This window comes from Mycolicibacterium aubagnense, from assembly GCF_010730955.1.
GTDB lineage: Bacteria > Actinomycetota > Actinomycetes > Mycobacteriales > Mycobacteriaceae > Mycobacterium > Mycobacterium aubagnense.
In genome coordinates, this window is the sequence record NZ_AP022577.1 from 2,003,444 (window position 1) to 2,027,654 (window position 24,211).

The 24,211-nt window shown below is 67.2% G+C and carries 21 protein-coding genes; 10 read left to right on the forward strand and 11 right to left on the reverse strand.

Annotation, left to right across the window (positions count from 1 at the left end; translation table 11 throughout):
- Positions 1 to 9: 9 nt before the first annotated feature.
- The 4 genes from G6N59_RS09880 (at position 10) to G6N59_RS09895 (ending at position 5,124) form a co-directional block, all read left to right on the forward strand.
- Entirely contained in the window at positions 10 to 1,365 is a 1,356-nt protein-coding gene (locus tag G6N59_RS09880) for an FMN-binding glutamate synthase family protein (protein WP_138232014.1), read from the forward strand.
- A complete protein-coding gene (locus G6N59_RS09885) occupies positions 1,365 to 2,543 on the forward strand; it encodes an NAD(P)/FAD-dependent oxidoreductase (protein WP_138232015.1) in 1,179 nt (392 codons plus the stop codon). Before G6N59_RS09880 ends, G6N59_RS09885 begins: the two co-directional genes overlap by 1 nt.
- A gap of 42 nt (positions 2,544 to 2,585) precedes the next feature.
- Positions 2,586 to 3,902: an allantoate amidohydrolase gene (locus G6N59_RS09890; RefSeq protein WP_138232016.1), complete on the forward strand. Its 1,317-nt coding sequence runs from the start codon at positions 2,586 to 2,588 to the stop codon at positions 3,900 to 3,902.
- Positions 3,903 to 4,047: 145 nt separating this feature from the next.
- The gene (locus G6N59_RS09895; RefSeq protein ID WP_138232017.1) at positions 4,048 to 5,124 is read left to right on the forward strand and encodes a nucleoside hydrolase; all 1,077 of its coding nucleotides are present in this window, start codon (positions 4,048 to 4,050) and stop codon (positions 5,122 to 5,124) included.
- A gap of 59 nt (positions 5,125 to 5,183) precedes the next feature.
- On the opposite strand, the gene G6N59_RS09900 is transcribed toward G6N59_RS09895, so the two are convergent.
- The 4 genes from G6N59_RS09900 to G6N59_RS09915 form a co-directional block, all read right to left on the reverse strand.
- Entirely contained in the window at positions 5,184 to 5,606 is a 423-nt protein-coding gene (locus tag G6N59_RS09900; RefSeq protein ID WP_138232018.1) for an organic hydroperoxide resistance protein, read from the reverse strand.
- Between the two features lie 52 nt (positions 5,607 to 5,658).
- Positions 5,659 to 6,090 (reverse strand): MarR family winged helix-turn-helix transcriptional regulator, encoded by a 432-nt coding sequence (locus G6N59_RS09905; RefSeq protein ID WP_138232019.1) that lies wholly within the window; start codon positions 6,088 to 6,090, stop codon positions 5,659 to 5,661.
- Between the two features lie 339 nt (positions 6,091 to 6,429).
- Complete coding sequence (locus tag G6N59_RS09910; RefSeq protein ID WP_163911198.1) at positions 6,430 to 7,998, reverse strand: DNA polymerase Y family protein; 1,569 nt, start codon at positions 7,996 to 7,998, stop codon at positions 6,430 to 6,432.
- Position 7,999: 1 nt separating this feature from the next.
- Positions 8,000 to 8,695 (reverse strand): DnaE2-dependent mutagenesis accessory factor ImuA', encoded by a 696-nt coding sequence (locus tag G6N59_RS09915; protein ID WP_138232021.1) that lies wholly within the window; start codon positions 8,693 to 8,695, stop codon positions 8,000 to 8,002.
- Positions 8,696 to 8,919: 224 nt separating this feature from the next.
- Between G6N59_RS09915 and G6N59_RS09920 the strand changes: the two genes are divergently transcribed.
- Genes G6N59_RS09920 through G6N59_RS09930 form a run of 3 tightly spaced genes read left to right on the forward strand, consistent with a single transcriptional unit; the run spans position 8,920 to position 12,799 of the window.
- On the forward strand, positions 8,920 to 9,201 hold the full coding sequence (locus G6N59_RS09920; protein ID WP_138232022.1) for a hypothetical protein: 282 nt from the start codon (positions 8,920 to 8,922) through the stop codon (positions 9,199 to 9,201).
- Positions 9,202 to 9,260: 59 nt separating this feature from the next.
- Positions 9,261 to 10,892 (forward strand): S53 family peptidase, encoded by a 1,632-nt coding sequence (locus tag G6N59_RS09925; protein ID WP_138232023.1) that lies wholly within the window; start codon positions 9,261 to 9,263, stop codon positions 10,890 to 10,892.
- Positions 10,889 to 12,799 carry a zinc ribbon domain-containing protein gene (locus G6N59_RS09930; RefSeq protein WP_138232024.1) on the forward strand — a complete coding sequence of 637 codons (1,911 nt, stop codon included), beginning with the start codon at positions 10,889 to 10,891 and terminating at the stop codon, positions 12,797 to 12,799. The genes G6N59_RS09925 and G6N59_RS09930 overlap by 4 nt, the downstream gene beginning before the upstream one ends.
- On the opposite strand, the gene ctaD is transcribed toward G6N59_RS09930, so the two are convergent.
- From ctaD to G6N59_RS09950, 4 genes are all read right to left on the reverse strand, one after another.
- Positions 12,771 to 14,513 carry an aa3-type cytochrome oxidase subunit I gene (ctaD, locus tag G6N59_RS09935; RefSeq protein ID WP_163911202.1) on the reverse strand — a complete coding sequence of 581 codons (1,743 nt, stop codon included), beginning with the start codon at positions 14,511 to 14,513 and terminating at the stop codon, positions 12,771 to 12,773. The genes G6N59_RS09930 and ctaD overlap by 29 nt on opposite strands.
- Before the next feature lie 150 nt (positions 14,514 to 14,663).
- Positions 14,664 to 14,966: a hypothetical protein gene (locus tag G6N59_RS30895; protein ID WP_234884370.1), complete on the reverse strand. Its 303-nt coding sequence runs from the start codon at positions 14,964 to 14,966 to the stop codon at positions 14,664 to 14,666.
- Between the two features lie 131 nt (positions 14,967 to 15,097).
- Positions 15,098 to 16,657 (reverse strand): glutamine-hydrolyzing GMP synthase, encoded by a 1,560-nt coding sequence (gene guaA, locus G6N59_RS09945; RefSeq protein WP_138232025.1) that lies wholly within the window; start codon positions 16,655 to 16,657, stop codon positions 15,098 to 15,100.
- 9 nt (positions 16,658 to 16,666) lie between these two features.
- Positions 16,667 to 17,224 (reverse strand): TetR/AcrR family transcriptional regulator, encoded by a 558-nt coding sequence (locus G6N59_RS09950; protein WP_170212440.1) that lies wholly within the window; start codon positions 17,222 to 17,224, stop codon positions 16,667 to 16,669.
- Positions 17,225 to 17,292: 68 nt separating this feature from the next.
- On the opposite strand from G6N59_RS09950, the gene G6N59_RS09955 reads away from it, so the two are divergent.
- Entirely contained in the window at positions 17,293 to 18,171 is an 879-nt protein-coding gene (locus G6N59_RS09955) for a TauD/TfdA dioxygenase family protein (RefSeq protein WP_138232026.1), read from the forward strand.
- 70 nt (positions 18,172 to 18,241) lie between these two features.
- Positions 18,242 to 18,976, forward strand: coding sequence for a beta-phosphoglucomutase family hydrolase (locus tag G6N59_RS09960; protein WP_138232027.1), 735 nt, complete (start codon positions 18,242 to 18,244; stop codon positions 18,974 to 18,976).
- Positions 18,977 to 19,104: 128 nt separating this feature from the next.
- Here the strand turns inward: G6N59_RS09960 and G6N59_RS09965 are convergent, their stop codons facing one another.
- From G6N59_RS09965 to guaB, 3 genes are all read right to left on the reverse strand, one after another.
- Complete coding sequence (locus tag G6N59_RS09965) at positions 19,105 to 20,829, reverse strand: GMC family oxidoreductase (protein ID WP_138232028.1); 1,725 nt, start codon at positions 20,827 to 20,829, stop codon at positions 19,105 to 19,107.
- A gap of 67 nt (positions 20,830 to 20,896) precedes the next feature.
- Positions 20,897 to 22,045 carry a GuaB3 family IMP dehydrogenase-related protein gene (locus G6N59_RS09970; protein WP_138232029.1) on the reverse strand — a complete coding sequence of 383 codons (1,149 nt, stop codon included), beginning with the start codon at positions 22,043 to 22,045 and terminating at the stop codon, positions 20,897 to 20,899.
- A 22-nt stretch (positions 22,046 to 22,067) separates the two neighbouring features.
- Positions 22,068 to 23,609 (reverse strand): IMP dehydrogenase, encoded by a 1,542-nt coding sequence (guaB, locus tag G6N59_RS09975; protein ID WP_138232030.1) that lies wholly within the window; start codon positions 23,607 to 23,609, stop codon positions 22,068 to 22,070.
- A gap of 143 nt (positions 23,610 to 23,752) precedes the next feature.
- On the opposite strand from guaB, the gene G6N59_RS09980 reads away from it, so the two are divergent.
- Positions 23,753 to 24,157: a DUF5319 domain-containing protein gene (locus G6N59_RS09980; protein ID WP_020102483.1), complete on the forward strand. Its 405-nt coding sequence runs from the start codon at positions 23,753 to 23,755 to the stop codon at positions 24,155 to 24,157.
- The last annotated feature ends 54 nt before the right edge of the window (positions 24,158 to 24,211 follow it).

Here is a 24,211-nt window from a genome sequence, read left to right on the forward strand (position 1 = left end):
GGCAAGCTCATGACCTTCTCGGCAGACGACCGCACCCACCGCGGGCTACGCGAGTCCGCGACCTTCGACCGTACGACCATCGCCGCCATCCACCGGGCGGCGGAAACCGGCATCTACGACATCCGCGGCTGGGGCGCCAAGCGCGCTCTCCCGAATTTTGACGACCTGCTCTTCCTCGGCGCATCGATGTCGCGCTACCCCCTGGAGGGTTATCGGGAAAAGTGCGGCACCGACGTGGTTCTGGGCGCACGAAATGCCAAATACCCACTGCACCTGGACATCCCGGTCACCATCGCCGGCATGTCCTTCGGAGCGTTGTCCGGACGCGCCAAAGAGGCGCTCGGCCGCGGCGCCTCGGAGGCAGGCACTTCCACGACGACGGGCGACGGCGGCATGACTCCCGAGGAACGCGGGCATTCCAAACATCTGGTCTATCAATACCTGCCGAACCGGTATGGGATGAATCCGGACGACCTACGCCGCGCCGACGCCATCGAGGTGGTGCTGGGTCAAGGCGCCAAGCCCGGTGGCGGTGGAATGTTGCTGGGGCAAAAGGTATCCGAGCGGGTCGCCGGTATGCGCGACCTGCCGCAAGGTATCGACCAACGGTCAGCATCACGGCATCCCGACTGGACGGGTCCTGACGATCTCACCATCAAAATCAATGAACTTCGTGAGGTCACCGACTGGGAGAAGCCGATCTACGTCAAGGTCGGCGCATCGCGCACGTATTACGACGTGAAACTCGCGGTACACGCCGGCGCCGACGTGGTGGTGGTCGACGGGATGCAGGGCGGTACTGCTGCCACCCAGGAGGTCTTCATCGAACATGTCGGCATCCCTACCTTGGCCGCGGTACCGCAGGCGGTGCAGGCATTGCAGGAACTCGGAGTACACCGCAAGCCCGACGGCGTGCAACTGATCGTGTCCGGCGGTATTCGGACCGGCGCGGACGTGGCGAAAGCCTTGGCCCTCGGGGCCGACGCGGTGGCCATCGGCACCGCGGCACTGATCGCCCTCGGCGACAACCACCCCAAGCACGAAGCCGCGTATGCCCAACTCGGCTCAGCGGCAGGATTTTTCGACGACTTCCAGGATGGTCTCGACCCAGCCGGCATCACCACCCAAGACCCGGTGTTGGAGCAGGCGCTGGACCCGGTCGACGGCGGGCGCCGGCTCGCCAACTACTTGCGGGTGCTGACCATGGAGGCGCAGACCATCGCGCGCGCGTGCGGCAAGGCACATGTCACCCACTTGGAGCCCGAAGACTTGGTCGCGGTGTCCATCGAAGCCGCCGCCATGGCACGGGTGCCACTGGCCGGCACGTCATGGATTCCGGGCCACTCCGCGGCAGGCGCGTTCTGATGGCAGCAAAAGCAGTGATCATCGGCGGCGGCCTGATCGGGCTGTCGATCGCGAACTCCCTGACCCGGCGAGGACTCTCGGATGTCGTTGTGCTGGAACGTCATCAGCTGGCCAGCGGCGGCACCGGGAAGTCGTCGGGCATCGTCCGCGCCCACTACGGCGTGCCATCGATCGCCGCCATGGCCTGGCGCAGCTTGCCGGTGATCGAACAGCTGGGAGATGCCGTCGGGTTCCGGCAAGTGGGCTATACCGTTCTCGTGGGCGACGAGAACGTCGACGCCTTGAGCGCGAACACGGCGATGCACCAGTCGCTCGGTGTCGAGGTCGAACTGATCGACACCGACACCTTGCAGAAACTGTGGCCGATGCTCGAGACCTCCGATGTGGCACTCGCCTCGTACGAACCGCGCGGCGGATTTGCCGACGCCACCCAACTGGCCCTGCACTTCGGGCAGGTGGCCCGGGCGGCGGGCGCCAGGATCGGGCAGAACATGCCGGTCGCCCGCGTCGTGACAGCCGGCGACAAGGTCACCGGCGTCATGCTGGAGAACGGTGACCTCATAACCGCCGACCTGGTGATCGTGGCCAACGGCTGGTGGTCGGCAAAGTTGTTGGCCGACATGGGAATCGACTTTCCTATCGAGGCCTATCGATCGGAGCTGCTGATTGTGGACGCCGGCACACCGCTACCCGACCTACCGGTGATCTCTGATCTCATCAGCCTGCAGTACTGCCGCGTCGAAGGCTCTGGCCAGTTCCTGGTCGGAAACAGCGATCATGCGGACTTCCAGAAGAAGTTCGTCGACCCGGACAGCTACTCGAACGTCGCCACCGAGGCATCGGTCTTGGCTTACGGCGAGAAGGTGATGCACCGGTTCCCTGGGTTCCCCGAGCCGGCGGTCACCCATACCTATGCGGGTGTGTATGACGTTCCGCCGGACTGGAATCCGGTGATCGCCCCGATCGGCGGGGTCGACGGATTGATCCTGGCGGCCGGCTTCGCGGGCCATGGATTCAAGATCAGCCCCGCGGTCGGAGAGCTGGTCGCGGACCTGGTGTTCGAAGGCGACAGTACCGACCCCGACATCCCGGCCACCGACTTCCGGTTGGAACGGTTCGCCGAAGGTACCCCGCTGAACAGTCTGCATCCGTATGTCGGTGCGGGCGAGATGCGCTGACCACCTCGCACTACAAAATCTCATTGCCAAGAAGGAACTTTCATGCCCGATACCGTCACCTCCCTGCTAGCCGAGATCGCCGCCACCGGCGTCGACAACCAGCGCGGCGGCTACACGCGACCGGTCTATTCGACGGCTGAGCTCGATCTGCGGTCGTGGTTCGTCGCGCAGGCGACAAAGCGCGGCCTCGATGTCGAGACAGACCGCAACGGGATCATCTGGGCCTGGTCGGGCGAAGTCGGCGACGGCGCCGTCGTCACCGGCAGCCACCTGGATTCGGTACCCGGAGGCGGCGCGTACGACGGGCCACTCGGGGTCGCGTCGGCGCTGGTCGCTTTCGACCTGCTGACCGCCCGCGGCGTCGGCGGGCGGCGGGCCATCGCCGTATTCCCCGAGGAGGAAGGCTCGCGCTTCGGGGTCGCGTGCCTGGGTTCGCGGCTGCTGACCGGAACGATCGATCCGGACCGGGCCCGAGCACTCACCGACAGCAGCGGCACCACCTTCGCCGAGGCAAGTCGTTGCGCCGGAATCGATCCGGCGCATCTGGGGGCTGACCCAGAATCGCTCGGGAGGATCGGGACGTTCGTCGAACTCCACGTCGAACAGGGCCGCGGGCTGACTGATCTGCGCAGGCCGGTGGCCGTCGCCTCATCGATCCTCGGTCACGGCCGATGGCGGCTGTCCTTTGCCGGCGAAGGCAACCACGCCGGCACCACACTCATGGACGACCGCGCGGACCCCATGGTCGCCGCCGCCAGGTTGATCACGGCCGTACAAACGCTGGCACGCGCCATCAGCGGCGCCCGCGCCACGGTCGGCCGGGTCACCCCGGTTCCCGGCGGGACCAATGTCATTGCCTCTCGCGTGGACCTCTGGCTGGATGCGCGTCACCCCGATGATGCGGTAACCAAGTTCCTGGTGCACGAGATCGCGGAGGCGGCCAACGTTGCCGCCGTCAGCGAAGGATGCAGTGTCACCATGACCGAGGAATCATTCAGTCCCACAGTTGATTTCGACCCACAACTTCGGAACAGTCTGAGCACGGTACTCGATGACGCCCCGATCCTGGGAACCGGAGCCGGCCATGACGCCGGCGTTTTGAAGGACTACGCCAGCACCGCGATGTTGTTCGTGCGCAACCCCACCGGCGTCTCCCACGCCCCGGCCGAAGCTGTCGAGAACGCTGATGCCGAAGCCGGTTCGGTCGCCCTTGCCGATAGCCTGCAGCACCTCATCGAGTCCCAGTCCCCACCACCGGACGGTGCCGCGCGTCGTCTGCTGACAGTGGACATTGATGCGTTATGGCTGACAGGTGGAGAACGACGAAACGCTACTTCGCAATGCGGGCACCACCCGTAACCGTCGACTGGAAGACAAGGTCGAGGAACTCGAGCCCGAGGCCCGCTGATCCGGCTGCCTGTTCTTTTGTGTCGGTCATCGCATTTCCCGACGGCGCGATCTGATCGACATGCCCGCCGCCCCGTCTCCCCATATGGTTGGCGACATGATCGGGAGCGAGGTGGCTACGGCCCAGCCGGTTTTTGCTGACGTCGACACCGGCGTCGACGATGCGATGGCGCTGGCCTACTTGCTGGCCAGCGCCGACGCCGAACTGGTCGGCATCGCGTCGACCGCGGGCAACGTCCCGGTCGACCAGGTCTGCGTCAACAACCTCGGGTTGCTGCAGCTGTGCGGCGTCGGGCCCATCCCGGTGTCCCGGGGCTCGAGCGTCCCGCTGGTCGCGCCGTTGCGCACCGCAGAGGATACTCACGGCCCGCGGGGGTTGGGTTACGCCGAACTGCCCGAACCGAATCCAGAATCCGAAACCGGCGGCGTACTCACCGAGTACGACGCCGCCGAGGCGTGGATCCAGGCTGCACGCGAGTACCCCGGTGAGCTGATCGGCCTGGTCACCGGTCCGTTGACCAACTTCGCGCTGGCGCTGCGCCGGGAACCGGCACTCCCCCGGCTCCTGCGGCGGCTCGTGATCATGGGCGGCGCCTTCGATTACCGGGGCAACACCACGCCGGTGTCCGAATGGAACATCAGTGTCGACCCGGAGGCCGCCGCGGAGGTGTTCTCGGTCTGGGGCGCGGCGTGGGGCTTGGAGGATCCGGCACATCTGCCGATTGTGCTGGGGCTCAACCTGACCGAGAACATCGCGATGACGCCGTCACTGCTGAGCCGGCTGGCGACCGCAGCAGGCGGACCGTCATCGCCGATGAGCGTGTTGGACGATCGCGGGACGCGGTCCACGTCGTCCAACGCACTGATCCGGGTCCTGGAAGACGCCATGCGGTTCTATTTCGAGTTCCATTTCGACCAGGGCGAGGGCTACCTGGCGCACCTGCACGACCCGCTCGCGGCGGCGGTGGCCCTGGACCCCGACATCGTCCGGTACCAGCAGGCAACGGTCGACGTGGAACTGCTGGGCACGCTGACCCGCGGTATGACGGTGGCCGACTGGCGCGGGCATTGGGGACGTCATCCCAATGCCCATATCGGAGTCGAGGTGGACCCGGTGGCGTTCTTCGACCGGTTCATCGAGCGCGTCGGCCGCTTCGCCGCGGGGCTCCCCTAGACGCCGAATAGCCACCTGCGACAACGTGCTTCGCAAGTGGCCAGTCGGCGATACCGCGATCAGTCGTCGGTGACGGTGATCGCGACGTCGATGTTGCCGCGGGTGGCGTTGGAGTAGGGGCACACCTGGTGGGCCTTGTCCGCAAGCTCCTGGGCGGCGTCGTGGTCCAGGTTGGGCAGGGTGATCTCCAGCTCGACCGCCAGACCGAAACCGCCGTTGTCCAGCTGCCCGAGCGAAACCCGCGCTCCCACAGACGAATCAGTGACATCCGCCTTGACCTCGCGAGCGACCAGACGCAGTGCCGAGTGGTAGCAGGCGGCGTAGCCGATGGCGAACAGCTGCTCGGGGTTGGTGCCGTTGCCGCTGCCGCCCATCTCCTTCGGGATGGCGAGGTCGAGGTCGAGCTTGCCGTCCGAGGTGCGGCCGTGGCCGTCGCGACCTTCGCCGGTGGCCAGGGCTTCTGCGGTGTAGAGCGCCTTCATGTCGATCTCCTTGTGGTTGGTTGGTGCTGGTGACGCGGGATGCGTCGGTAAATCAGTGCGATGCGGTCAGCGCATCGGTCAATCGGCGGATCGCGTCGCGCAGGTCCGCCGCTTCCCGCTCGGTGATGCCGGTCTGAGCGCCCAGCTTCTCGGGAATGCACTGGGCCTTGGCTTCGAGCTTGCGGCCGGCGGAGGTGAGGGTTACCTCAACCTGACGCTCATCCTGCTGCGACCGTTCACGACGGATGAATCCATTGGCTTCCAACCGTTTCAGTAGCGGTGAGAGAGTCCCCGAATCCAGCTGTAGCCGCTCACCCAGCCGCCCGACCGTGACCCGATCCTCTTCCCACAACACCAGCAGCACCAGATACTGCGGGTAGGTGAGATTCAGCTCGGACAGGATCGGCCGGTAGGCGGCCGTCATGGCCCGCGACGCCGAGTACAAGGCGAAGCAGAGCTGTCGGTCCAAGGTGAGTGCGTCCACACAGAGAACTATAGCCAACAATTCAATTGTGCACAACTAAAATGTCTCCACTGTTCCGGCGGTCCCGAAGTCACGGTCAGTTCGGGTTGCGTCGGGCGTTTCTGGCGGTCGCTGGGTGATTGTCGTTTCTGGCGGTCGCCGGGTGGGTTGTTCTGCTCGATTGTCTACCTACCCCCTGATGGGTCTACGGCGAATGTGCAGCTTTGGCGGTGGATCTGCGAAATATCAGCGAAAGCCTGCACACTCGCCATAGGAAGTGGATCAGACAACCAGTGGTTCAAACGGCAACGCCGGCCATGATTCGGGTAACCAGACGCCTAGACCCGAGCGCCGGGCCGCCTATTCGTAGACGCCCTCCACATACCACCGCCGCTGCCGGTAGCACAGCAGCAGCGCACGGCTCTCCTCATCACCCCCGAGCAGCACCTGAGCTCGAGCCGTGCGGCCTTTCCCGCGCTCCGGATCCCACCAGCGTTCGTCGACCGACCACGGTCCCGCCCACCAGCGCAACACCCCGCGATAGCCCGACCCCGTCAGCCCCACGGGATCCGTGGAGAACATGCCCCGGTCCGTGACCCGAACCGAATCACCGCGTGCATCAACAAGTTCCACCGGATCATCCAGCAGGACCACCGGGGCCGGCTCCGGTAGCCGTCCCGGCCAGGGTTGCGTCGGATCATTCAGCGGCACCACCTCATCCCCCAGCGGGGTAAGGGTGATGCGCTCGGCCGGCCCCCGCCCACCACTGAGCACCGGCACCTGCACCGCCTCCGGCCCCAGCAGGCCCTGGACCCGCACCAGCGCCCGCCGGGCCCGCATCCGGTCGTCATCGCCGGAGGACCCCCACAACGGCAGCTGCAGCGCCGCGGCCGAGACCACTTCGACGGGGTGCAATCGCAGCACCGTGATGGGCGCAGTGGGGCCTGCCCGGCCCAGCCCCCGCCTGGTCAACCAGCCGTCCAGTTGCCACCGCACCCGGTCCGCGGTGGCGTCCTCGGTCAGCGGTTCGGCGCACCGCCAAACCCGTTGTAATTCTTCGCCATTGGCGGTCACCGCATCGATGGCCAACCGGGTGCAACCCACCCCGGCGGACTCCAGGCTGCGGTGCAACCGGCCCGCCAACGAGCGTCCGGCGAACGCCGCCGCGTCCACCCGGTCGATGGGCGGGTCGCAGTCCATCACCGCATCGAGATCCGACGGCGTCTCCGGGCCTGCCGGTCGACGGGCCGGCTCGCCCCGGGCGAACCGGTGTGCGACCACCGCGTCGGTACCGAACCGGGACGCCACGTCGGTCCGGGACAGCGCGGCGAACTGCCCGATGGTTCGAATACCCATGCGCCACAACAAGTCCGACAGCTCTTCCCGGCCGTCACCGGACAGGCTCGGCTCGGTGGCCAACTGCCGGATGGACAGCCCGGCGAGAAATTGCGCATCCTCCCCCGGCGCGAGGATCCGTCCCGCCCGGGCGGCGAACACCGCGGTGGGCAACTGGTCGGCGATACCCACCTGACATTCGACCCCGGCCGCACCCACCGCGTCGACCAACCGCTCGGCCGCGGTCTGCTCAGACCCGAAATACCGGGCCACCCCACGCACCGTCAACACCAGCAGCCCCGGCCGCAGTACCTCCGCGCGCGGCACCACCTCATCGACCGCAGCCGTCACCCCCTCGAAATGACGGGCGTCCCGCGCCGGATCGGCTGTGGCGACGTGCAATTGCGGGCAGCGGGCCTGAGCCTCCCTGCGCCGCAATCCCCTTCGCACCCCTGACGCCCGTGCCGACGCCGAACAGGCCGCCACCCGGTTCGCCAGAGTGACCGCCACCGGTTCGGTCACCGGCAGTCCGGCGGCTACTGCCGCCGCCACCGCGGGCCAGTCCATACACCAGATGGCCAGCACCCGGGACATCTCACCCACCCACCGCTCGGAGCGGACGCATCGAGCGGCCCCGGGCCCGCGTGTCCAGCCGCACCCGGCCGATCCGCCCGCACCCCGGCACCGGGTCCCCGGCTCCCGCGCCGACCACCTCATACCCGCGGACCCTGGCCTCCAGCCGCGCTGTCGCCCCCGGCCAATCACCATCGGTGACCAGCAGGGTGCACTCGCGCTGCCGGGCCCGGGACGCCACCACCCGGGCCCGCCCGGCCGGAACGGACTTGCCGCCCAGGCCGAGCAGCACCAGCTCGAGCCCGTCCATGAGCACCGCGGCCACCTCCACCGGGTCCGGCCCCGGATCCGGGATGAGCGCGATGCGCTCCAGATCGGCTCCCATCTCCACCGCGGCCAGCAGCCCGACCTTGGGCTGACCGACGATGGCCGTATATCCGCCGGACGCCGTCACCGCAGCCACCATCCGCAGCGGCAACGACCGGGCACCCGAGAGCACTGCGACGGTGCCACGGGGCAACACCTCAGGCAGCAGATCAGACTGGAAATCCGCCGGTTCCAGCAAACTTTCAACCGCCTTCGGGGCCGGCTCCGACCGGCCGCGGTCCCGGCTCCGCAAACCTGCTGGTCCAGACATCTCGGCGATCTTGCGCCGGAGCTGTTCCAGCTGGTCAGCGCGGTCAATCCGACTATTCGCCAGACTGGTCACAACCGCCACAACAACACCTCCAACACCACCAGACACTTGCTCAATTCGAATATTTGTTCGATATCGTGAGTAAACACCCACCCACCGACACGGTCAAGCCGCGAGGCGCACCACCCACCTGCCACCGGCGCATCCAGGCGGTACGCTCGAATCTGGAACCGATCCGAAGTTCCGCCCCCAGAACTCATCACCGGGGTCTGGTGGACCACCGCGTCAGTTGAAGGGACACCGACATGCGCTCATCCCGCCTGGTCCACCGTGTCACCGCCGCCGCCGGCGGCACCGCACTCATCGCCATGATCGGCCTCACCGCCGGCTGTGGCGGAGAAAAGAAAGCCCCCGAGACGCCGTCGTCGACCACCACCACGACGACCACGACGACATCGGCGACCACGACGACATCGGCGGTCACCCCGACCGAAAAGTCGATCAACCCCAACGGCGGCAACCTGTTCACGCCGTCGGTCACCGCCAACCCGGCGCCTACCGCCACACCGGGCACCCACCGCAACTGACAACCGACCCGGGTTGCCTACCGGCCCAGCAGAATCCGGGTTAGCGCTACCGTTGCTATATGCCACCGCGGACTCGGACACCGTCACAGCGATGGCTGTTGGCCCTGCCCCTTGTCGCCGCCCTGGCTCTGGTCTTCACCCTGCCCATCCCGGGCCGGCAGAACGCGGCGTCAGACCAACCGTCAGGCACCATCGACGGTCCGTTCGCGTCGCTGCTGGCCTCATCGACCGATCTCGGACTCGCGCGTCCGCAACGCGTCCGGCTCACCGCCACGCTCGATGCCGATGATCGGCCGGATGCACTGATCAATTGGGCTGATCTGCAACGGCTTTCGGTCCAATGGCGGCCGGGTGACAACTGGGCCGTCATCGAAGGCGATCCCGGCCCCATGGGCACCGCCTTCGGCGTCCAGGTGCACGACTACCGCGGCCGGCGCGGGCAGGAGTTCTACGCCGCACCACAACAGCCCCGGCTTCCCACCGAATTGCACGGCACGGTCGCCGAATTGGGCCGGATCCTCAGCTACACGCCGCATCACGAATCCACCCCGCCGCCCCGGCCGCTCGGGGTGCCCGAACGCGGCCTGACCCCGAGCCACCTGCTCAGCGCCTACCGCGCCGACAAAATGGCCGCCGCCGGCTACACCGGTAAGGGCACCACCGTGGTGGTCTTCGCCTTCAACGGCTACGACCAGGCCGACCTGGACAAGTTCGCCACCACCTTCGGCCTACCCACATTCACGCCGATCCTCGTCGGCGGGAAGCTCGGCGAGGACCACGGCGAGACCACCATGGACCTCGAGGTGATCCATGCCGTCGCACCCGACGCCAAGCTGGTCGTCGTCAACGCCCGTCCCACCGTCACCGGCGAAGGTGCCTATCTGAAGATCGGCGAGATGTTCGAGCAGACCGACCGCGACTTCCCCGGCGCCATCTGGAGCCTGTCGATCGGCTGGGGTTGTGACAAGCTGGCCACCGCCGCCGACCTCGCGCCCGTCCGCTCGGCGTTGGCCACCGCGGAAGCACACGGCACCACGGCCTTTGACGCCAGCGGCGACCTGGCCGGACTGGAATGCAAAGGCGGCGATGACTGGGATTCGCCGCCAGGCTCAGGCGATGTCGGCCTGGATTCGGTGGCGTCACTGCCCGAGATGACCAACGTCGGCGGCAGCACCCTGTCCACCGACGCCGACGGCCAATGGGTGGACGAACAGGCCTGGTTCAACGTGCCGCTCTCCCAGGGCACCGGCGGTGGCGTCTCCGCCCTGTTCGATCAGCCGCGCTGGCAGGCGGCCGCGGCGACACAGGTCGACCCGAAACGCAGTGCCGGCAAGCGCATGACGCCGGACATCTCGGCCGTCGCCGACCCCTACACCGGCGTGAAAATCGTTGTCGGCAAAGAGGTTGTCGTCGGCGGCGGCACCTCACAGGCCGCCCCGATCTGGGCTGGGCTGACCGCCATCATGAATCAGCACCTCATCGCGAACGGAGGGCGGCCGGTCGGCGCACTCAATCCACTGCTGTATCGCATCGCCACCGGTGCTCCACACCCGGCGTTCCGCGATATCACCTTGGGCGGCAACGCCGTTGACACCGCGGGCCCGGGCTACGACCTGGTGAGCGGCCTCGGCACGCCGAACCTGGAGAACCTGGCGGCCGACCTGTTGCTGCTGCAGAAGGTGACGCAATGAGCACGCAGCTCGAAGACCGGCCGATGATGGAGTGCGAGGTCTGCCAGCTGGACGTCCCGGCCGGCGAGTACTGCGGCCTGTGCGGCGCACCGCTCAGCGAACACCGCCACGACGGGCCGCACTGGTTGCGGGCACGGTCGTTCAGCGCCGCACCCGGACAGCATTTGCTTCGCCTGTCGATCACCAGCTCGCTGTTCCCGCACCTGTCCCCGCGATCACGCACATCGTTCATGATCGGGCTCATCGCTCTGGTACTGGCGCTGGTCGCAACCGCGCTGCTCCGCCTACCCGGCGCGCTGGTCGCGGTCGCGGTCCTCGGGCTGCCCGTGATCTTCGGAATCTATCTGCGGGAATCCGAATTCAACCGAGACGCACCACGCGGCAACCTGTGGCTGACCGCCGGCCTCGCCGTCGCTCTCGGCGTCGGTTGGGCTCTGCTCACCGGAGCCGCGGCCGCCCGGTCCTACGGCATCCCGCTGGGCGCGGGCATTGCGGCGGCTCGCATGCTGCGTACCGGCGTCGGCGTCACGCTCGGTGGCCTGTTGCTCATGCAGGTGCCCACGCTGACGATCCGGCTGCTCCGGCCCGGCCATCGAGAAACCCTGCACGGCTACGCCATCGGCGCCCACGCTGCCATCTATTTCACCGCGGCGGCGACCCTGACCCGGCTGGCCCCGCAGTTCGACACGGGCATGGTCAACCGCGACCGCCCAATGCTGGGCCTGTTGGTCGAGGCCGGAATCCGCGGCCTGGCCACCCCGATCATCGCGGCCACCGTCGGCGGTCTGATCGGTGCGGCACTGTGGTTCACCCGGCCGCCGAACAAGGCACACCAACACCGCGGCTACGTCCGGCTGACGTTGACCCTCATCGCGGTGATCGTCGCCGTGGTCTATGCGCTGCTCGGCCTCATCGACATGGTCCAGCTACCGCAGGTGGTGCAGCTGGCCATGTATCTGGCGCTCACCGGCATCGCGCTGCTGGCGTTACGCGTCGGGCTACACCTCGCGCTTCTCCACGAAGCACACGACGACTACAACATGGACGAGCCGCTGCTGTGCACCCAATGCGGCCACGTGGTGCCCGACGCCCCGTTCTGCGCGGCCTGCGGTGCCGCCACCCGCGCGTCGTCGCGGGCCGCGCGCCGTGGCCAGCGCAGCGACCGTCCGGTCCCCGCCGACAGCATGGGTGTCGGACTGCTCCCCGGCTATTCGCTGCATGCGACTTCCTACTCGGCAGCACCGACCCGGACCACCAAACGTGTTCAGGTGACGCTCATCTTCGTCCTGGTCGCCGTGGTGGTGGCCGCACTCCTGGTCGGGGTATCGGGGCTGCTCGAGAAACCGGCGGTGCGCTATGTGTGTCCGCCCGAATGCGGGCACCCGCCCATGGGCCAACCGGTGACCATCAATCCCCGGTTCACCGCACCCGATGGTTCGTTCAGCGTCGCCTACCCGGCAGCCGGATCGGCGTACGAGGTGACCAAGGACGACCGCGGCGTCCTGGCGAAGCTACTGGCCGGCGACGGTGGGATGCTCCAGCTGTTCAGTCGACCCGCGGCCGGACGGAAGCCGAAAGACATTGCGGCCGAACTGATCACCTCGTCCTACCCGGATGCCAAGACCGCCTACGAGATCCCGAACGCCATGGTCGGATACCAGTCGGGCTACGGCTTCGTCGCCGACTGGTATCCCCAGGGCGCAAGCCGCCGATTCGCCCGGATGCGACTGCTCGTGCTGGTCGCCGTCAAGAACGACCTGGCACTGATCGCCGCGGCGACGGGGCCGTACCACCCGTTCGGGCCGGACTTCGGATCCGGGAAACCGTCCGCGGTCGGCCTGCAACTGGCCCTCGACATGGGCCAGTACGTCAACAGCTTCAGCTGGCGCGGGGACCCGCCGCGCTGACCGTCTCAGGTTCATCGGTCTTGTGGCGCCGACCGATATGCGCTTCGGCGCGCATCCGCTCGACCATGTGCGGGTAGTGCAGCTCGAACGCCGGGCGCTCCGAACGGATCCGGGGCAGCTCGGTGAAGTTGTGCCGCGGCGGCGGGCAGCTGGTGGCCCACTCCAGGGAGTTGCCGTGGCCCCACGGGTCGTCGACCATGACGGGCTCACCGTAACGCCAGCTCTTGAAGACGTTCCACACGAACGGCAGCGTGGACACGCCCAGGATGAAGGCACCGATCGTCGAAACGATATTCAGCGTGGTGAAGCCGTCGGTGGGCAGGTAGTCGGCGTACCGACGCGGCATGCCCGAATTACCCAGCCAGTGCTGCACCAGGAAGGTGGTGTGGAAGCCGATGAAGGTCAGCCAGAAGTGCAGCTTGCCCAGGCGCTCGTCGAGCAGCCGGCCCGTCATCTTCGGGAACCAGAAGTAGATGCCCGCATACGTGGCGAACACGATGGTGCCGAAGAGCACGTAGTGGAAATGCGCCACAACGAAATACGAGTCGGTCACGTGGAAGTCCAGCGGCGGGCTGGCCAGCAGCACACCGGACAGACCACCGAGCAGGAACGTGACCAGGAAGCCTGCGGTAAACAGCATCGGGGTCTCAAACGTCAACTGCCCCTTCCACATGGTGCCGATCCAGTTGAAGAACTTGATGCCGGTCGGAACCGCGATCAGGAACGTCATGAAGGAGAAGAACGGCAGCAGCACGGCGCCGGTGGCGTACATGTGGTGCGCCCACACGGCCACCGACAGGGCGGCAATGCTCATCGTGGCGAAGATCAGCGTGGTGTAACCGAAGATCGGCTTGCGGGAGAACACCGGGATGATCTCCGACACGATGCCGAAGAACGGCAGCGCGATGATGTACACCTCAGGGTGCCCGAAGAACCAGAACAAGTGTTGGTAAAGGATCATGCCGCCGTTGGCCGCGTCGTAGATGTGCGCGCCCAGGCGGCGGTCAGCGGCCAGACCGAACAGCGCGGCGGTCAGCAGCGGGAACACCATCAACACCAGGATCGAGGTCACCAGGATGTTCCAGGTGAAGATCGGCATCCGGAACATCGTCATACCCGGGCAGCGCATGCAGACCACGGTGGTGATCATGTTGACCGCACCGAGGATGGTGCCCAGACCACCGACCGCCACACCGAGAATCCAGAGGTCGCCACCGACGCCAGGTGAGTGGATCGCATCCGATAGCGGGGTGTAGGCGGTCCAGCCGAAGTCGGCGGCACCAGTGGGGGTGATGAACCCGGACAACGCGATCAGGGCGCCGAAAACGAAGAGCCAGAAGGACAGCGCGTTCAGGCGCGGGAACGCCACGTCAGGCGCGCCGATCTGCAGCGGCAGCACCAGGTTCGCGAAGCCGAACACGATCGGGGTGGCGTAGAACAGCAGCATCGCCGTGCCGTGCATGGTGAACATCTGGTTGTACTGCTCGTTGGACAGGAACTGCAATCCGGGAAGTGCCAGTTCGGCGCGGATGAACAGGGCCATCAGGCCGCCGATGAAGAAGAAGATGAAGCAGGCGACGCAGTACATGATGCCGATCAGCTTGTGATCGGTGGTGGTGACCAGCTTGTAGATCAGGTTGCCCTTGGGTCCCATCCGCTCCGGGAAGGGCCGGCGGGCCTGAAGTTGTGCGACCGGAGGCGCTTCTGCCGTCATGAGAGCCCACCGACAACCGGACGACCGCTGCGGCCTGGGCCGTTATCCAATTGCACCACCGCCACCAACCTTTCTGCATCGCGCTGCCACGAACGCTATTGACCGGTTGGGCGGTCAGGGGAGGGCCAAAAGTCCCAACCCGACTGGAGATCAGAAGTTGTGATGCACCCCGGGCTGCGCCGTTTGCGGCGGCGGCGCCAACACCGACGGGGTAAAGGAATTCGGTCCCGACGGGTTGATCGACTTCTGGGTCGGCGACACGGAGGCGGGCGACGAGGTGGTGGTGGTGGTGGTCGTCGTCGTGGACGTGGTGTTGCCCGGCGGGGACTGGTTGCCGCCGCAAGCAGTAGTAAGAACGCCTAGCGCGACGATCGCGCCAGCGGCCGCGACGGCCTTCGGCGTGTAGCGTCGAAATCCACTTGCCGCACAAGCAGACTCAGCAATTTGACCCATCGGAACACCTCTACGTCCTGTGTTGCTCTCAGTGCCATCGGCACGGACACCAAGCAATGCCTCTTCATGGTTCCGTCACCGAGAACCACTCTGAAAGGGACGAAGGTCATCAACCCGATAGAGCTAGGGCCTCACTCCCACTCGATGGTGCCCGGCGGCTTGCTGGTGATGTCCAGCACCACGCGGTTGACCTCGGGCACCTCGTTGGTGATGCGGGTCGAAATACGTTCCAGCACTTCGTAAGGAACCCGAGTCCAGTCGGCGGTCATGGCGTCCTCGCTGGACACCGGACGCAGCACGATCGGATGCCCGTAGGTCCGCCCGTCGCCCTGCACACCGACCGACCGCACATCGGCCAGCAACACCACCGGGCACTGCCAGATGGTCTGGTCCTGGCCGGCGGCGGTCAGCTCCTCGCGGGCGATCGAGTCGGCACGGCGCAGCGTGTCCAGCCGGGGACCCGTCACCTCTCCGACGATCCGGATGCCCAGGCCGGGGCCCGGGAACGGCTGCCGCCCAACGATTTCCTCGGGCAGGCCAAGTTCGCGACCGACGGCCCGCACCTCGTCCTTGAACAGCAGCCGTAGCGGCTCGACGAGTTTGAACTTCAGATCCTCAGGCAGTCCGCCGACGTTGTGGTGGCTCTTGATGTTGGCGGCACCGGTGCCGCCGCCGGATTCCACGACGTCCGGGTAGAGCGTGCCCTGTACCAGGAACTCGATCTCCGACTCGCTCGATCCCAGGGTGTCGCGCACCGCACCCTCGAACGCGCGGATGAACTCGCGCCCGATGATCTTGCGCTTGCCTTCAGGGTTGGTCACCCCGGAGAGTGCGTCGAGGAAACGGTCGGCCTCGTCGACGGTGACCAGCTTGGCGCCGGTAGCGGCGACGAAGTCACGCTCGACCTGTTCGCGCTCGCCGGCGCGCAGCAGGCCGTGGTCGACGAACACACAGGTCAGTCGGTCGCCGATCGCGCGCTGCACCAGAGCGGCGGCCACCGCCGAGTCGACGCCACCGGACAGTCCGCAGATGGCCTGGCCATCGCCGATCTGCTCGCGGACCTGTTCGACGAGCTGGTCGGCGATGTTGGCAGCCGTCCAGGTTGCGCCGATACCGGCGAAGTCGTGCAGGAACCGGCTGAGCACCTGCTGGCCGTGCGGGGAGTGCAGCACCTCGGGGTGGTACTGGACGCCGGCCAGCTTGCGGGCCCGGTCCTCGAATGCGGCGACCGGAGCGCCGGGGGTGCTGGCCACCACATCGAACCCGGCGGGCGCCGCGGTGACCGCGTCACCATGGCTCATCCATACCGGCTGCGTGTCGGGCAGCCCTGAATGTAATTCTCCGCCAGACACTTTCAGCTCGGTTCGGCCGTATTCACTGGTGCCGGTGTGCGCCACGGTGCCGCCGAGCGCCTGGGCCATGGCCTGGAATCCGTAGCAGATGCCGAACACCGGGACCCCGAGGTCGAAGATCGCCGCGTCCAGTTGCGGAGCGCCCTCGTCGTAGACGCTGGACGGGCCACCGGACAGCACGATGGCCTGCGGGTTCTTGGCCTTGATGTCCTCGACGGTCGCGGTGTGCGGCAGGACCTCGGAGAAAACCCGCGCCTCCCGGACCCGGCGGGCGATCAGCTGCGCGTACTGCGCGCCGAAATCGATGACCAGGACGGGCTGCGAAGCTGGTGTTTGCACCCGCCCAGTCTAGTGGTGGACGTCCGGGGGCTCAGCCAGCCGCTCGGCCGCCGCGCCCACGGCGGCACGAACCTCGTCGTCGGTCATCTCGCCAAGCCCCAGCGCCGGCCGCAAGAATGACCCGAGCAGTCGCCAACCCAGTTGCAGCGCAATGATGTTGCCCACCGCGAGCCGGGCCTGGTTCTCGTCGGCGTACCGGGGCAGGAATTCGTCGAGCAGCCGCGTCATGTTGGGAAATGTGGTCTGCAACTCCCCCACCGGGTAGCCGTCGAGCTCGGCCCGGGCGATCACGCGCAGCTGTTGATCCAGCGCGGCGTCGATCACATCGGCCGGAGCCTCGGCCTCGATCAGTTCCCTGAGTCGCCGGCCGAGATGGTCCAGCACCGCTCCGACCAGCTTTTCTTTGGAGCCGAGGTGCCGGAAGACCAGCCCGTGGTTGACGTTGGACTTGGCGGCGATGTCCCGGATCGACGTCGCCGCAGGTCCGCGGGCGGCGAACAGCTCGGAGGCAGCCTCGAGCACCGCAGCGACGACTTCGTCACGGCCCACTGGCACACCCGTAGTCATGTGGCTACACTAGCGTCCACACACTGTAGTCAACTGACTACAGTGTCGATCTCCGGAAAGGGACCCTGATGACCTCCGCGCTCACCGTCACCAAACTGACCAGCAAGATCGGTGCCGTCGTCGATGGCGCACGACTGGGCGGCGACCTGTCGCCAGGGACCATCGCCGAGATTCGCGCCGCGCTGCTGGAGCACAAGGTCGTCTTCTTCCGCGGCCAGGACCACCTCGACGACACCCAGCAGCAGGCGTTCGGTGAGTTGATGGGCAATCTGGTCGGCCATCACGCGATGAAGCGCGCCGGGGCACCGAAGATCACCCCGATCGACTCGGACTACGGCAAGGCCAACCGCTGGCACACCGACGTCACATTCATGCCCGACTACCCCTCGGCGTCGGTCCTGCGCGCGGTCACCCTGCCCACCTATGGCGGTTCCACCCTCTGGGCCTCCACCGTCGCGGCGTACGACGGACTGCCCGCGCCGCTCAAGGCGCTGGTCGAGAACCTGCGGGCGGTGCACTCCAACCGCTTCGACTACCTCAAGGACGTCACCGTGGATACGACGCACCTGACCGACGAGCAAAAGGGCTACCAGGCCGAGTTCCAGAAGCCAGACTTCCGGACCGAGCACCCGGTCGTACGGGTCCACCCGGAAACCGGCGAACGCGCTCTGGTCGCCGGACAGTTCGTGCGCGGCTTCGTCGGTCTGGACAGCTACGAATCGGCCGCCCTGCTGGAACTGCTGCAGCGCCGAATCACCATGACCGAGAACACTGTTCGCTGGGACTGGCAGCCCGGCGACGTCGCGATGTGGGACAACCGGGCCACCCAGCACCGCGCCGTCGACGACTACGACGGCCAGCACCGGGTGATGCACCGCGTCACGCTGACCGGTGACGTCCCGGTGGACGTATACGGGGCACCGAGCCGCGTCATCAGCGCGGCGTAACGTCGACGAATAGCCGGGCCGAAAAGCAGGAAAGGACACAGCAGGACCACTCCCGACCGAAAGAGCAACCATGCTGGGTCTCCCCGAAGGCGTACACGCCTGCCTGTTCGACCTCGACGGTGTCCTGACCGACACCGCGGGCGTGCACAAGAAGGCCTGGAAGGCGATGTTCGACGCCTACCTGCGGCAACGCGCCGAACATAGCGGCGAACACTTCGTCCCGTTCGACAGTCACGACGACTACCTGCGGTACGTGGACGGCAAGCCGCGTGCCGATGGCGTCCGGTCGTTTCTGCGCAGCCGTGGCATCGACCTCCCGGACGGCAACCCGGACGACCCGCCGGACGCCGAGACGGTGGCCGGCCTGGGCAACCGCAAGAACCAGATGTTCCAGAAGGTGCTGCACGACGAAGGTATCGAGGTGTTCAGCGGGTCTCGGCGATATGTGGAGGCGGTTACCGCCGCCGGTCTCGGCGTCGCCGTCGTGTCGTCGAGCGCCAACACCCGTCAGGTGCTGGACGCCACCGGGCTGTCTCAGTTCGTCCAGCAGCGGGTCGACGGGCTGACCCTGCGGGACGAGCACCTCGCGGGTAAACCCGCACCGGACTCATACCTGAGGGCGGCACAACTGTTGGGTGTCGAACCGGCGGCGGCCGCGGTGTTCGAGGACGCGTTAGCCGGCGTCGAAGCGGGACGAAACGGCCGGTTCGGTTACGTCGTCGGCGTGGACAGGGCCGATCAAGCCGCGCAGCTGCGCGACAGCGGAGCCGACGTCGTGGTCACCGACCTGGCCGACCTGCTGTAGGCCGACGATGATCACCCAGGACCCATTTCCCGTCGAGCCATGGCAGGTCCGCGAGACGCGGCTGCCGCCGCCGCCGCAACCGCCCGGGCGGGCACCTACTCACCGGCGTTTGCACACCGCCTGAGCCGTCAGACCGGGGTGATCGGCAACCGGCGCAGTGCGCCGGGGGCGTCGGCCGGCACGACCGGACGGTCCGGAGCCACCGGCTCAATCCGCCGGTACGGCTCGCCCTGGGCCGGGCGCGCGTCGTCCTGCCCCTTGTTCGGCCACAGCGACGCCGCCCGCTCGGCCTGTGCCGCGATCGAAAGCGACGGGTTCACACCGAGATTCGCCGAGATCGCGGCACCGTCGGTGACGAACAGCGTCGGGTAGTTGTAGACGCGGTGGTACGGGTCGATGACGCCGGTCGCCGCGCTGTCACCGATCGCCGCGCCGCCCAGGAAGTGGGCGGTCAGCGGGATGTTGAACAGCTCGCCCCAGGTGCCGCCGGCAATACCGCCGACCTTCTCGGCCATCCGCCGGGTCGCCTCGTTACCGACCGGGATCCAGGTCGGGTTGGGCTCACCATGGCCCTGCTTCGACGACATGATCCGGAAACCAGCCGGCCCGCGCTTGGTGAACGTGGTGATCGAGTTGTCCAGGTGCTGCATGACCAGCGCGATCACGGTCCGCTCGCTCCAGTGCTGCGGGTTGAGCAGCCGGATCAGCTCACGCGGGTCCTCGCCGGCCTGATTGAGGAACTGCTTCCACCGCGGCACGTCGGTGCCCTGCGGGCCGGCGCCGTCCGTCATGAGGGTCTGCAGCATGCCCATCGCGTTGGAGCCCTTGCCGTACCGCACGGGTTCGATGTGGGTGTCCGGCGTGGGGTGGATCGACGAGGTGATGGCCACGCCGTGCGTCAGGTCCATGTCCGTCGGCACTTCGCGGGTCTGCGCGCCCACGATCGACTCGGAGTTGGTGCGGGTCAGCACCCCGAGCTTGTCCGAGAGCTTGGTGAGGCGTCCGGTGTCGCGCACCTTGAACAGCAGCTTCTGGGTGTTGTACGTGCCGGCCGCGACGATCAGGTACTTGGCGGTGAAGGTCCGCTTGCCACGCCGCACGCGTCCGTTGGTGCGTCGGGTCGCCACCTCCCACAGCCCGTCGCCGCGCTGTTCGAAGCTGGTCACCGTCGTCAGCGGATGTACTTGCGCCCCGGCCTTTTCCGCGAGGCCGAGGTAGTTCTTCACCAACGTGTTCTTGGCGCCGTGCCGGCAACCGGTCATGCACTCGCCGCACTCGATGCAGCCGGTGCGGGCCGGGCCCGCCCCGCCGAAGTAGGGGTCCGGCACCGTCTTGCCCGGGGCCTTCTCACCGTCGGGCCCGAAGAACACGCCGACGGGCGTCGCGACGAAGGTGTCCGCGCAGCCCATGTCCTCGGCGACCTCTTTGATGATCTTGTCCGCGTCCGTGAACGTCGGATTCTTGACCACGCCGAGCATGCGCTGCGCCTGCTCGTAGTGCGGCATCAGCTCAGCGCGCCAGTCGGTGATGTCTTTCCACTGCGGGTCGTTGAAGAACGGGTCCGGCGGGATGTAGAGGGTGTTGGCGTAGTTCAAGGAACCACCGCCGACGCCCGCGCCGGCCAGGATCATCACGTTGCGCAGCAGGTGGATCCGCTGGATGCCGTACATGCCGAACTTGGGCGCCCACAAGAACTTTCGCAGGTCCCACGAGGTCTTGGCGAAGTCGGCGTCGGAATACCGGGGGCCGGCTTCCAACACTCCAACGCGGTACCCCTTCTCGGTGAGCCGGAGGGCGCTCACGCTGCCTCCGAAACCCGAGCCGATGATCAAGACGTCGTAGTCAGGCTCCATGGCAGAAGTATGGACCTACCGCTCGGTAACCAGCTACCAAGGTATGCCTAACTCGCTACCGCCGGTACTAGCTACCGACGGTGAGCCCCACCTTCTGGAACTCCTTGAGGTCGCAGTACCCGGCCTTCGCCATCGACCGACGCAGACCGCCGACCAGGTTGACCGAACCGAAGGGGTCGTCGGACGGACCGTTCAGCACCTGATCGAGCGACGGACGCTCGCCCAGCGCGACCCGCAGCAGGGCTCCGCGCGGCAGCGACGGGTGCGCCGCGGCCGCCGGCCAGAACCAGCCGTCACCAGGCGCCTCGGCGGCCGCCGCCAACGGCGTGCCCAGCAGGACCGCGTCAGCGCCGCAGGCGATGGCCTTGGCCAGGTCGCCCGACGTGTGGATGTCACCGTCGGCCAGCACGTGCACGTAGCGGCCGCCGGTCTCGTCGAGGTACTCGCGGCGCGCGGCGGCAGCGTCGGCGATCGCGGTGGCCATCGGCACGCTGATGCCCAGCACCTCGTCGCTGGTCGTCGCGCCGTAGGTCGAGCCGTAGCCGACGATGACGCCGGCCGCGCCGGTGCGCATCAGGTGCAGCGCGGTGCGGTGGTCGAGTACGCCACCGGCCACCACGGGGACGTCGAGCTCGGAGATGAAGGTCTTGAGGTTGAGCGGCTCGCCGTCGGAGGCAACGCGCTCGGCCGAGATGATGGTGCCCTGGATGACCAGCAGGTCGATCCCGGCCGCGACCAGCGTCGGGGTCAGGGCCTGGGCGTTCTGCGGGCTGACGCGCACCGCGGTGGTGACACCGGCTTCGCGGACGCGTGCCACGGCGGCACCGAGCAGCTCCGGGTCCAGAGGGGCCGCGTGGAGCTGCTGCAGCAGCCGGACGGCCTCCCTGGATGCGAGGTCCGGGTCGCCTTCTTTTTCCGCCAGCTCGACCACCTCGGCAAGCTTGTCCTCCACGTTGCGGTGCCGGCCGATCAGGCCTTCACCGTTGAGCACGCCGAGGCCGCCGAGGCGGCCCATCTCGATGGCGAACTCGGGCGACACCAGGGAGTCGGTCGGGTGCGCCAGGACCGGAATCTCGAACCGGTAGGCGTCCAGCTGCCAGGCCGTGGACACGTCCTGGCTCGAGCGGGTGCGCCGGGACGGCACGATGTTGATGTCGTCGAGTTCGTAGGTACGACGAGCGGTCCGGCCCATGCCGATTTCAACCATGTCACGCATGTGTTTTTGACTTCCCTGTCAGTTAGCGCGAGGAATAGTTCGGTGCTTCGACGGTCATCGTGATGTCATGCGGGTGGCTTTCCTTCAAGCCCGCCGCGGTGATCTGCACGAACTGCGCCTGCTGCAGTTGTTCGATGGTGGCCGAGCCGGTGTAGCCCATGGCGGCCCGCAGACCACCGGTGAGCTGGTGGATCACCGTGGACAACGGACCGCGGAACGGCACCCGGCCCTCGATGCCCTCCGGCACCAGCTTGTCTTCGGACAGCACGTCGTCCTGGAAGTAGCGGTCCTTGGAGTAGGACTTGCCCTGACCGCGGCCCTGCATGGCGCCCAGCGATCCCATGCCGCGGTAGCTCTTGAACTGCTTCCCGTTGACGAAGATCAGGTCGCCGGGCGATTCGGCGGTACCGGCCAGCAGGGATCCGAGCATCGCGGTCGAAGCGCCGGCGGCCAGCGCCTTCGCGATGTCGCCCGAGTACTGCAGACCGCCGTCGGCGATTACCGGGACGCCGTAGGGCCGGCACGCGGCGGTCGCCTCGAGGATCGCCGTGATCTGCGGAGCGCCGACACCGGCGATCACTCGGGTGGTGCAGATGGAGCCGGGGCCGACACCCACCTTGACCGCGTCGGCACCGGCCTCGCACAGCGCGGCGGCAGCGGACCGGGTGGCGACGTTTCCGCCGACGACTTCGATCTTCTCGCCGACGGCCTTCTTGAGACGGGCCACCATGTCCAGCACACCGCGGTTATGGGCGTGCGCGGTGTCCACGATCAGCACGTCGACGCCGGCGTCGGCCAGCGTCATGGCGCGGGTCCACGCGTCGTCACCCACGCCGACGGCGGCACCGACCAGCAGACGGCCGTCGCTGTCCTTGGTGGCCAGCGGGAACTGCTCGGTCTTGACGAAGTCCTTGACGGTGATCAGTCCGGTGAGCTTGCCGTGTCCGTCGACGATCGGCAGCTTCTCGATCTTGTGCCGGCGCAGCAGGCCCAGCGCGGCCTCGGCGGAGACGCCCTCCTGCGCGGTGATCAGCGGAGCCTTGGTCATCACCTCGGCGACGGCTTTGTCCTGGTCGACCTCGAAGCGCATGTCGCGGTTGGTGATGATCCCGACGAGCTGCCCCGCCGTGTCCACGACGGGCAGGCCGGAGATGCGGAAGCGGGCGCACATGGCGTCGACCTCGGCCAGCGTGTTGCTCGGCGAGCACGTGACCGGATCGGTGACCATGCCGGCCTCGGACCGTTTGACGGTCTCGACCTGGGCGGCCTGCTCACTGAGCGGCAGATTGCGGTGCAGCACACCCATGCCACCGGCGCGAGCCATCGCGATGGCCATGCGCGATTCGGTGACGGTGTCCATGGCCGAGCTGACCAGCGGCACCCGCAGCCGGATGTTGCGCGTCAACTGGCTGGACGTGTCGGCGGTGGCCGGGATGATGTCGGACGCCGCGGGCAGCAGCAGGACATCGTCGAAGGTCAGCCCGAGCATCGCGACCTTGGTCGGATCGTCACCGCCGGTCGGCACCGGAACGGAGATGGGAACGCTGCTTTCAGCGATCGACATGGGTGGGGCCTCCAGGGCAGACACAGTCGTGGAACTAAAAAGCCATCCTATCGGCCCAGACTGTGTGCACCGAACCCCACTATCCGGCGGCTCGCCGGGGTAACGGCTGGCGCATCGCCAGGGGTGATAAGTAGGGTGGAGCTGTGCGTGACCACCTGCCGCCGGGCTTGCCACCCGACCCGTTCGCCGACGATCCCATGGACCCGTCGGCCGTACTGGACGCGCTGGAGCCCGGACAACCTCTGGACCCGCAGGAACGCATGGCCGTCGAGGCCGACCTCGCCGATCTGGCGGTGTACGAAACACTCTTGGCGCACAAGGGCATTCGCGGTCTCGTCGTCTGTTGCGACGAATGCCAGCAGGACCACTACCACGACTGGGACATGCTGCGGGCGAACCTGCTGCAGCTGTTGGTCGACGGCACCGTCCGCCCCCACGAGCCTGCCTACGATCCCGAGCCCGACGCGTACGTCACGTGGGACTACTGCCGCGGCTACGCCGATGCGTCACTCAACGAGGCGACCTCCGAGCACGACGGCTACCGCTGATTCTTTCTGTTGACGTGCCGGACATCACCTTCAGCACTTCTGCGGTTGATATTG

Excerpts from the sequence above, each read along its gene's own strand:
- G6N59_RS09880 (WP_138232014.1), top strand. The coding sequence starts at position 10 with ATGACCTTCTCGGCAGACGACCGCACCCACCGCGGGCTACGCGAGTCC.
- G6N59_RS09885 (WP_138232015.1), top strand. The coding sequence starts at position 1,365 with ATGGCAGCAAAAGCAGTGATCATCGGCGGCGGCCTGATCGGGCTGTCG.
- G6N59_RS09890 (WP_138232016.1), top strand. The coding sequence starts at position 2,586 with ATGCCCGATACCGTCACCTCCCTGCTAGCCGAGATCGCCGCCACCGGC.
- G6N59_RS09895 (WP_138232017.1), top strand. The coding sequence starts at position 4,048 with ATGATCGGGAGCGAGGTGGCTACGGCCCAGCCGGTTTTTGCTGACGTC.
- G6N59_RS09900 (WP_138232018.1), bottom strand. The coding sequence starts at position 5,606 with ATGAAGGCGCTCTACACCGCAGAAGCCCTGGCCACCGGCGAAGGTCGC.
- G6N59_RS09910 (WP_163911198.1), bottom strand. The coding sequence starts at position 7,998 with ATGTCCCGGGTGCTGGCCATCTGGTGTATGGACTGGCCCGCGGTGGCG.
- G6N59_RS09920 (WP_138232022.1), top strand. The coding sequence starts at position 8,920 with ATGCGCTCATCCCGCCTGGTCCACCGTGTCACCGCCGCCGCCGGCGGC.
- G6N59_RS09925 (WP_138232023.1), top strand. The coding sequence starts at position 9,261 with ATGCCACCGCGGACTCGGACACCGTCACAGCGATGGCTGTTGGCCCTG.
- G6N59_RS09930 (WP_138232024.1), top strand. The coding sequence starts at position 10,889 with ATGAGCACGCAGCTCGAAGACCGGCCGATGATGGAGTGCGAGGTCTGC.
- ctaD (WP_163911202.1), bottom strand. The coding sequence starts at position 14,513 with ATGACGGCAGAAGCGCCTCCGGTCGCACAACTTCAGGCCCGCCGGCCC.
- G6N59_RS30895 (WP_234884370.1), bottom strand. The coding sequence starts at position 14,966 with ATGGGTCAAATTGCTGAGTCTGCTTGTGCGGCAAGTGGATTTCGACGC.
- G6N59_RS09950 (WP_170212440.1), bottom strand. The coding sequence starts at position 17,224 with ATGACTACGGGTGTGCCAGTGGGCCGTGACGAAGTCGTCGCTGCGGTG.
- G6N59_RS09955 (WP_138232026.1), top strand. The coding sequence starts at position 17,293 with ATGACCTCCGCGCTCACCGTCACCAAACTGACCAGCAAGATCGGTGCC.
- G6N59_RS09960 (WP_138232027.1), top strand. The coding sequence starts at position 18,242 with ATGCTGGGTCTCCCCGAAGGCGTACACGCCTGCCTGTTCGACCTCGAC.
- G6N59_RS09965 (WP_138232028.1), bottom strand. The coding sequence starts at position 20,829 with ATGGAGCCTGACTACGACGTCTTGATCATCGGCTCGGGTTTCGGAGGC.
- G6N59_RS09970 (WP_138232029.1), bottom strand. The coding sequence starts at position 22,045 with ATGCGTGACATGGTTGAAATCGGCATGGGCCGGACCGCTCGTCGTACC.
- guaB (WP_138232030.1), bottom strand. The coding sequence starts at position 23,609 with ATGTCGATCGCTGAAAGCAGCGTTCCCATCTCCGTTCCGGTGCCGACC.